The following is an 8,171-nucleotide window of genomic DNA, read 5'->3' as shown; positions in this document are numbered from 1 at the left end:
CGCTATGGCTCATATCGAAGGGCATGTTGGCCTTGGCGCGGGAGGAGCCCATAAGATGCCCTCTACAGCCTTAACGCTCGGTGCAGGAACACGGTTTTCAAACGAGGTTACTGCGATCCTACTAAACGTCGAAATGCATGTTTTTAAGGCTGCTACTTATGGTCGAATATCAGTTTGGGTCCCGGCGACTCCGAGGTCGAAGTTGATACTACCTAAGGTTACCTTGAGTGGCAATCGCGCCGTCACCGGCGAGTGCGACGTCAGGCGCGGCTTGGCGTTCGCGGCCGCCCGGCGCATAAGGGCGCGATGATCAAACTCCTCCTTGTAGCCGCCGGGGGCGCCCTTGGCTCCGTCGCTCGCTATCTGGTGGGCGTCCAGGCCCTGCGCCTGTTCGGATCGAACTGGCCCTACGGCACCTTCGTCGTCAATCTGACGGGCGGGCTGCTGATGGGGCTGCTGGCCGCCTGGCTGGCCCTGCGGGGCGGCGCGCAACAAGAACACTGGCGAGTCCTGCTCGGTGTCGGCGTCATGGGCGGCTTCACCACCTTTTCGGCCTTTTCGCTGGAGACCGCGCTGATGATCGAGAAGCGCGCCTACGCCCAGGCCTTTACCTATACGTCCGCCAGCGTGATCCTGTCCGTGGCGGCCCTTTTCGCGGGCCTCTTGATCGCCCGCAGGATCTTCGCGGCATGAAAGAAGTTCGTACTCTCTATGTGGACAACGGCGAGGACGGGGTCCGGGTGGACCGCTGGTTCAAGCGCCGCTGGCCGCACCTGAACCACATCCAGCTCAACAAGCTGTTCCGCTCGGGCCAGGTCCGGGTCGACGGCTCGCGGGTCAAGGCCGACACCAAGCTGGCGGCCGGCAGTCAGGTGCGCGTGCCGCCGCTGCCCGACGCGCCCGATCCGGACGCCAAGCAGGAGCTGTCCAAGCGCGACATCGCCTTCGCCAAGTCGCTGGTGCTGTACGAGGACGAGGAAGTCCTGGCGCTGAACAAGCCCGCAGGCCTGGCCGTGCAGGGCGGCACCAAGACCACCCACCACATCGACAAGCTGCTCAGCGCCTGGGGCGAGGGGGTCAACCGGCCCCGGCTGGTCCACCGCCTGGACCGAGACACCTCCGGCGTGCTGTTGCTGGGCAAGACCCCGGCCGCGGCGGCGCGCCTGTCGGGCTCGTTCGCCAAGCGCAAGGCGCAGAAGACCTATTGGGCAATAGTCCAGGGCAATCCGCACCCGGTCGAGGGCGTCATCGAGCTGCACCTCGCCAAGCGCGGCGTCGGCGACCGCGAACTTGTCGTGCCCGCCGAGCCCAAGGACCAGGACGCCCAACCTGCCGAGACCGAGTTCGTCTCGATCAGCCGCGCGGGGCCTCGYGTCACCTTCATGGCCCTGCGCCCCCACACCGGCCGCACCCACCAGCTGCGCGCCCACATGAAGGCGATCGGCCATCCGATCCTGGGCGATCCCAAATACAGCGACGAGAAATCGACCCAGCTGTCGGAGGGGCTCAAGCTGCAGCTTCACGCCCGTTCGGTGATGCTGCCGCACCCTTCGGTCGGCATGCTGTTCATCGAGGCGCCGATCAGCCCCGAACTGAAGGCCGGCTTCGCCAAGTTCGGTTTCTCGGAAGACGAGGCCGACCAGGATCCGTTCGCCCGGCGGCAGGTCAAGCGCCGCTAACGCTTGAGCACCCTTGTCGGCTGTGAAAAGCTCTGGCCTCAACCTTGAGGAGGGCTTCTCATGGCGTTCGTGAGCTTCACACGTCCCGACGACTCGCCGGTCTCGATCAATACGGTCGAGATCCTCAGCTTCGCGCCGGTGCCGACCGACGGACCCCTGATGGGACCGCTGAAGACCGGTACGCGGATCGCCTTCAAGAACGGCAAGCACCAGGACGTCAAGGAACTGGTCGAGGCGGTCGAGCGCAAGCTGAACGCGGCGGGGTAAGACCCCGTCGCGCCTTGTACGATCCACGCGCGCTGATATGGTCTGACCTCTGGACTTGATTGGTCAGATCATAATTGGCCGACACGCCTCCGGGCTGATCAGGCCTCGGAGGAAGCGTGCGGATCCATCCCTTTCTGTCTCGAGGCGTGCTGAGCCTCGTTCTCGCGCTTCTGGCCGCGCCGACGGCCTTCGCCTGCGACACGCCTGTCAGCGTCTGCGCGACGGGCAAGCCCACGAGCCTGGCCTTGATCCAGGGCGGACGTCCCGCGTCCGTCTATGTGGATCCGACGGCCGATCCGGCTGTGCGGCTCGCGGCCGAGGGCCTGCGCGGCGACCTCGGCAGAGTCGGCGGCGGCGAGGCGGTCAGGCTTTCCGATCTTTCCAAGGCCAATGGCCCGACGGTGATCGTCGGCGTGCTGGGCGCCAGTCCGGTGATCGACGGCCTGGTCAAGAGCGGCAAGCTGAAGGTCGAGGACCTGGCGGGCCAATGGGAGGGCTTCCGACAGGTGGTGGTCGAGCACCCCGTCGCCGGCGTCCCCCGCGCCCTGGTCATCGTCGGCGCCGACCGGCGCGGCGCGGTCTTCGGGGCCTATGATCTGTCCGAGCGGATCGGCGTCTCGCCCTGGGCCTGGTGGGCCGACGTGCCGGTGGCCAAGAAGCGCGACCTGTTCCTGACCGCCGGCGCCCGGGCCGATCATCCCCGGGTGAAGTATCGCGGCTTCTTCATCAACGACGAGGACCCGGCGTTCAGCGGCTGGGCCAAGGCGAAGTTCGGCGGGATCAACGCGGATCTCTACGCCCACGTCTTCGAGCTGACCCTGCGCCTGAAGGGCAACTACCTGTGGCCGGCCATGTGGGCGCCCAAGGCCTTCAACGACGACGACCCGCGCAACAAGGTGCTGGCCGACCAGATGGGCGTCGTCATGGGCAGCTCGCACCACGAGCCGATGACCCGGGCCCAGGCCGAGTGGCACCGCAACACCGACAAGGGCGTCCCCCCTAAGGAAGAAAGGGGAGGCCGTTGGGACTACGCGACCAACGGCGACAACCTGCGGGCCTTCTGGCGCGGCGGCATCGAGCGGATGATGTCGAAGGGCGACGGCGCGCCCTACGAGAGCCTGGTGACGGTGGGCATGCGCGGCGACGGCGACGAGGCGATGGCCGAGGGAACGGCGACGCAGTTGCTGGAAAAGGTGGTCGCCGACCAGCGCAAGATCATCGCCGAGGTGACCGGCAAGCCGCCCGAGCAGACGCCCCAGGTCTGGGCGCTCTACAAGGAGGTGCAGGACTATTACGACCACGGCATGCGGGTGCCGGACGACGTGACCCTGCTGTTCTCGGACGACAACTGGGGCCAGATCCGGCGGCTGCCGGTGGCGGCCTCGCTGGGCGGCAAGGACGCGCTGGATCGCCCCGGCGGCTACGGCGTCTACTACCACTTCGACTATGTGGGCGGGCCGCGGAACTACAAGTGGATCAACACCAACCAGGTGGCCAAGACCTGGCAGCAGATGAACCTGGCCTACGAGCGCGGGGCGCGGAACCTGTGGATCGTCAATGTCGGCGACATCAAGCCGCTGGAGTACCCGCTCGACTTCTTCATGCGCATGGCCTGGAACCCCGAGGCGATGACGCCCCGGGCCCTGGAGGCCTATCCGCGCCAGTGGGCCGGCGAGRCCTTCGGGCTTGAGCTGGGCGCGGAGATCGGCGAGGTCATGGCGACCTACGGAACCTACGCCTCGCGCCGTAAGCCCGAGTYGATCGACCAGGACACCTTCGCGCTCGGCGACGGCATGGGTCCGGTGCTGGACGGCGGCGAATTCGGCGGCATGGTCGAGGACTGGCGCGCGCTGGTCGGCAAGGTCGAGGCGATCAGGACGCGCCTGCGTCCCGATCAGCGAGAGGCCTACTTCCAACTGGTCGAGTATCCGGTCCTGGCCTTCTCCAACCTCTACGAGATGTACTACGCCACCGCTTGGAACCGGCGTCTGGCCTCGAAGAACGACGCGCGCGCCAACTATTTCGCCGCCCAGGTGGAGGCCGCGTTCAAGCGCGACGCCGACCTGACGGCGGACTATCACGCCCGCAACGGCGGCAAGTGGGCCGGCATGATGAACCAGGTCCATATGAGCTATGTGATCTGGAACGACCCCAGCCAGCAGACCATGCCCAGCGTCATGCGCGTGTCGGCCGACACGCCGCCCGAGCGCCTGAAGGCCGCGATCCGGTTCGCGCCGTCGAAGCCGACTGATCCGAAGGTCGTCGAGATCGACGCCGCCAAGTTCGACCGCGCGGTGGGCGGCAAGGGGCTGACCTGGACGGTGCTCTCCGATCTTGGCCAGGGCGACGCGGTGGTGGCCCTGCCGCAGGGGCGGCCTTCGACCGTCAACGGTGACGGGGTGCGGCTGGAGTACGGCGTCTCGGTTTCGCGATCCGGTCCGGTGTCGGTCAAGCTGCGCCTCGCGCCGACCCTCGACACGACCGGCGGTCACGGGATGAGGATCGGCGTCTCCATCGACGAGGGTCCGGTTCAGATCGTGACGGCCGGCCTGCTGCCGACCGCCGGCGCGGCCGCGACGCCGGCTCAGGTGGCCTGGGTCGAGGCGGTCAAGAACAACGCCCACACGGTGGAGGCGCGCTTCGACGGCGTCGCCGCCGGCCGGCGCGTGGTCARGGTCTGGCGCCTCGACGACAACGTGGTGCTGGAGAAGGTGATCGTGGATTTGCGGTGAGGCTAGACCAGCCCCGTCACGGCCTTCGCATCCGCGCTGTCGGGGAACACCTTGGTCTCAAGAGCCGCGCGGTCGACGCCCATGTGCTCGGCCAGGACGCCCTTGAACAGGCCGCGCATGTCGAGGGTGGGGCGCACGTCGCGGTTCTCGAACAGGGCGTCCTGCTTCAGGGTCGGCCAGTCCCCGATGATGCCGCCCGCCTTGAGGCCGCCGCCCAGCACCAGTGCGGTCGAGCCGGTGCCGTGGTCGGTGCCGCCGGTGCCGTTGACCCGGGCGGTGCGGCCGAACTCGGTGGCGGCTACCACCACGGTGTTGCTCCACTCGGCGCCCAGGCCGGTGTTCAGCCCGTCCAGCACGGCGTCCAGATAGGASAGGCGGGTGTTCAGCTGGCCGACCTGGCCGGCGTGGGTGTCCCAGCCGTCCAGCGAGATGGCGGCGATGCGCGGGCCGCCGGGCTGGACCATGAAGCCGGCCAGGGTCGAACCCAGCTTGCGGGCGGCTTCGCGGCCCTGCCGCTGGCCGGCGATCGCCTGAGCGCCCGGAGGCATGGCCGGCGCGGCCATCCCCTGAGGCGTCGCGCCCGAGGTGTTCACCGCGTTTTGCCACATCGCCTTGCCGGCCATTTGGGGCGCCATCGCCATCGCGTCGGTCGAGACCGGCGTCGGCGCGGGGTTCAGGCCTGTCATCGCCGCCTGGGCCATGGCCTCGGTCTCCAGGCCGCGCGCGAAGGCCCGGCCCATCATCGGATCGGCCTTGTAGAGGTCCTGCAGCAGGGTGGGCAGGCGGGCGGTCTCGTCGACGCCTTTGCCCGGCGACCAGCTGGCGGCCTGCACCTTGCCGCGTAGGATCAGCGGCGCCGTGGCCCCCACCGACAGGCCCTCGACCTTGGACGGTCCCATGACCTCCAGCGTGCGGTTCAGCCAGCCGGTGGTGACGCCGTAGACCTCGGCCGCGCCGGTCTCCAGCACGTCCTGGGCCTCGAAGTGCGAGCGGGCGCGGTCGGGGCTGGCGATGGCCGGGGCGATGCGGGCCTGGCCCTTCAGCGCCAGGGCGTGGACCGACTCCAGGGCAGGATGCAGGCCGAAGGTTCCGTCCAGCTTCAGCGCCTTGTCGGCCGACACGGCGACGTCGCCGCGCAGGGCCGCATAGTCAGGATCGCCGACCGGCGGGCTGACGGTCAGGCCGTCCATCCCGCCCCGGCAGATGACCACGACCATCTTGCGCCTGGCCATAGGTCCGTCGGCGGCGGCGAAGGCCGAACCGCCCAGGAAGCTGACCGAGACGCCCAGGCCGGCGGCCTGCAGCAGAAGGGAACGGCGGGAAAGCTGAGCGTTCATCGGCGTTGGAACTCCGGGCTCATCAACAACAGGGCCATGGCCTCGCGGCGGGTCTCGGCCCGGGCGACGGCCTTGGCGACCGGCGGGGTCAGGCGCGCGCCCAGGGCGGTCTGGGCCAGGAGGTTGGGGTCGAGGCGGTCAGCGACGACGGCCGCGAAGCCCTCGCTGAACCGCAGGCGCTTGATCAGGGCGTCGGGCGCGCACCAGGTCTGGGCGTCGTCTGCCCAGCCCTTGGGGGAGGGGGGCGAGAACGGCTTCTGGCCCAGGTCCGTCAGCATCGCCAGCTTGCCGATCGCCGACGGTTCGGCGTCCACGGCCCGCCAGGTCGAGATCGCGAACTCATAGGGCGTCTTGAACTTGGCGGGGGCGGGATCCCAAGCCTCCGGCGCGGCGATCAAGGCGCGAGCCATCTCGTCCAGGCGCCCGCCGCTGTCGAGATAGGTCTTCTCCAGCCTGGCCACGAGGGCGGGCGGCGGCGTGTCGCTGACGAAATGGGCGGCCAGCTTGGTCGAGAGGTGGCGAGCGGTCTGGGGGCTGTCGGCCAGGTCGCGCATCACCGCCAGGGCCTGGTTCTGACCTTTCTGCGGGTAGCGCTTTCCCATCACCATCCGCGCGCCGGGCTCGTGGGCGTTGTCGCGGAAGAGGAACTGGTTCGGAACCGGGTCCTTGGGCCGGCCGACGCTGAAGCCCGTCATGGTCCGGGCGAACTCGGTCACGTCGGCCTGGCTGTAGCCGGCGCCGACGCCCACCGTGTGCAACTCCAGGATCTCCCGCGCCAGGTTCTCGTTCAGGCCGCCGACCTTGCCGCCCTTCTTGCGCTGGAAGTTCGATGCGCGGCTTTCGGGACCCACGGACTGGGCCTGGTCCAGGTACATCAGCATGGCCGGATGGGTGGAAGACGCGACCAGCAGGTCCTCGAACCGGCCGAAGACGTGGGGGCGAATGGCTTCCTGTTCGAACGGCCCGACCACCGAACCGGTGGCCATGCTGGTGGCCGAGACGGTGAAATGGTTGGCCCAGAACAAGGCCCAACGCTCGCGGAAGGCCGCGTCGGTGTTCGCGCCCAGCCTGGCCCGGGCCAGGAAATCGCCCGCGGTCTGGTCGCGCAGCATCTTCTGGGAAGCCTTGAAGACCGCGTTCTGGCTCTGGCCGCCGTTGCGGGCGAGCTGGGCCTGTTCGCGATAGGCGCGAAACTCGGCCAGGCGTTGGGCCGCGCTCTCGCCGTTGCTCTGGGGCTGGTCGGCGCCCTCCGGCCGGATCTGGGCGGTCAGGAAGCCGCGCGGGTCGCCGCGGGCGGCGTCGATCTCGCCCGGGCGCGCGCCGAGGCCGAAACGGGTCGTGGCGATCGCCGCCATCATGTCGTTGGAAGGCAGGTTCAAACTACGCGTCCTCTTGCATCGGCGGCGTTGTTTGACCATTCAACGCGATGAAACCGATGTTTTGATGTCCGGACTGAAAAGAAGTTCTCCTTGGCCGACAAGCCCGATCTGCTGCAACGCCCCCGCCGCTTCTACAAGGCCGCCGTCGCAGGGCAGGTGGAGGGCGGTTTCGCCGTTCTGTTGGACGGTCGCACGCCCAAGTCGCCCGCCAAGGCGCCCCTGGTCTTGCCGACCCTGGTCCTGGCCCAGTTGGTCGCCGCCGAGTGGGACGCCCAGGTCGAGGTGATCGACAGCACGGCCATGCCGGCCACCCGCCTGGCCTTCACCGCCATCGACCGCATCCGCGAGACTCGGGCCGAGGTGGCCGCCGAGGTCGCCGCCTACGCCGGCTCGGACCTGCTCTGCTATTGGGCCGACCATCCCACGCCCCTGGTCGAACGCCAGAAGCGCGACTGGGGCGGCATGCTGGACTGGGCCAAGGCCGAACTGGGTCTGAACCTGACACCGGTCAGCGGCGTGATCCACACCGCCCAGCCGCCGGCCGCCCTGGCCTCGGTCGAAGCCCTGGCCCTGACGATGGACGACTTCACCCTGGCCGGCGTGGCCTATGGCGCGGGCCTGCTGGGCTCGACCGTCCTGGCTCTGGCGCTGCGGTCGGGCAAGGTTACCGGCCGCAAGGCGCTGGACCTGTCGCGGCTGGAGGAGATCTTCCAGGCGCAGACCTGGGGCCAGGACACCGAGGCGACCGCGCGCGCCGAGGCCTTGGCGGTCGAGGCC

At 68.8% G+C, this 8,171-nt stretch carries 7 protein-coding genes; 5 read left to right on the top strand and 2 right to left on the bottom strand.

All coding sequences use genetic code 11. The features are described 5' to 3' along the window. Window positions 1-306: 306 nt before the first annotated feature. From crcB to AC1DZ6_RS13480, 4 genes are all read left to right on the top strand, one after another. A complete protein-coding gene (gene crcB, locus AC1DZ6_RS13495; protein ID WP_477097678.1) occupies window positions 307-693 on the top strand; it encodes a fluoride efflux transporter CrcB in 387 nt (128 codons plus the stop codon). Then, window positions 690-1,679, top strand: coding sequence for an RluA family pseudouridine synthase (locus tag AC1DZ6_RS13490; protein WP_477097677.1), 990 nt, complete (start codon window positions 690-692; stop codon window positions 1,677-1,679). The genes crcB and AC1DZ6_RS13490 overlap by 4 nt, the downstream gene beginning before the upstream one ends. 60 nt (window positions 1,680-1,739) lie before the next feature. Continuing rightward, entirely contained in the window at window positions 1,740-1,946 is a 207-nt protein-coding gene (locus AC1DZ6_RS13485; protein ID WP_477097676.1) for a hypothetical protein, read from the top strand. A gap of 116 nt (window positions 1,947-2,062) precedes the next feature. Continuing rightward, window positions 2,063-4,678 (top strand): glycosyl hydrolase 115 family protein, encoded by a 2,616-nt coding sequence (locus AC1DZ6_RS13480; protein WP_477097675.1) that lies wholly within the window; start codon window positions 2,063-2,065, stop codon window positions 4,676-4,678. Window positions 4,679-4,680: 2 nt separating this feature from the next. Here AC1DZ6_RS13480 and AC1DZ6_RS13475 read toward each other — a convergent pair whose 3' ends face one another. Together AC1DZ6_RS13475 and AC1DZ6_RS13470 are read right to left on the bottom strand one after the other, a co-directional pair. After that, window positions 4,681-6,015 (bottom strand): DUF1501 domain-containing protein, encoded by a 1,335-nt coding sequence (locus AC1DZ6_RS13475; RefSeq protein WP_477097674.1) that lies wholly within the window; start codon window positions 6,013-6,015, stop codon window positions 4,681-4,683. After that, a complete protein-coding gene (locus tag AC1DZ6_RS13470; protein ID WP_477097673.1) occupies window positions 6,012-7,394 on the bottom strand; it encodes a DUF1800 domain-containing protein in 1,383 nt (460 codons plus the stop codon). Before AC1DZ6_RS13470 ends, AC1DZ6_RS13475 begins: the two co-directional genes overlap by 4 nt. A gap of 90 nt (window positions 7,395-7,484) precedes the next feature. Between AC1DZ6_RS13470 and AC1DZ6_RS13465 the strand changes: the two genes are divergently transcribed. Next, a partial coding sequence (locus AC1DZ6_RS13465; RefSeq protein WP_477097672.1) for an ATP12 family chaperone protein occupies window positions 7,485-8,171 on the top strand: 687 nt, incomplete at its 3' end.

The organism is Caulobacter sp. P1_B12_2, from assembly GCF_056406675.1.
Note: the sequence above shows the minus strand (reverse complement) of the source record. Positions and strands in the feature narration are given on the sequence as shown.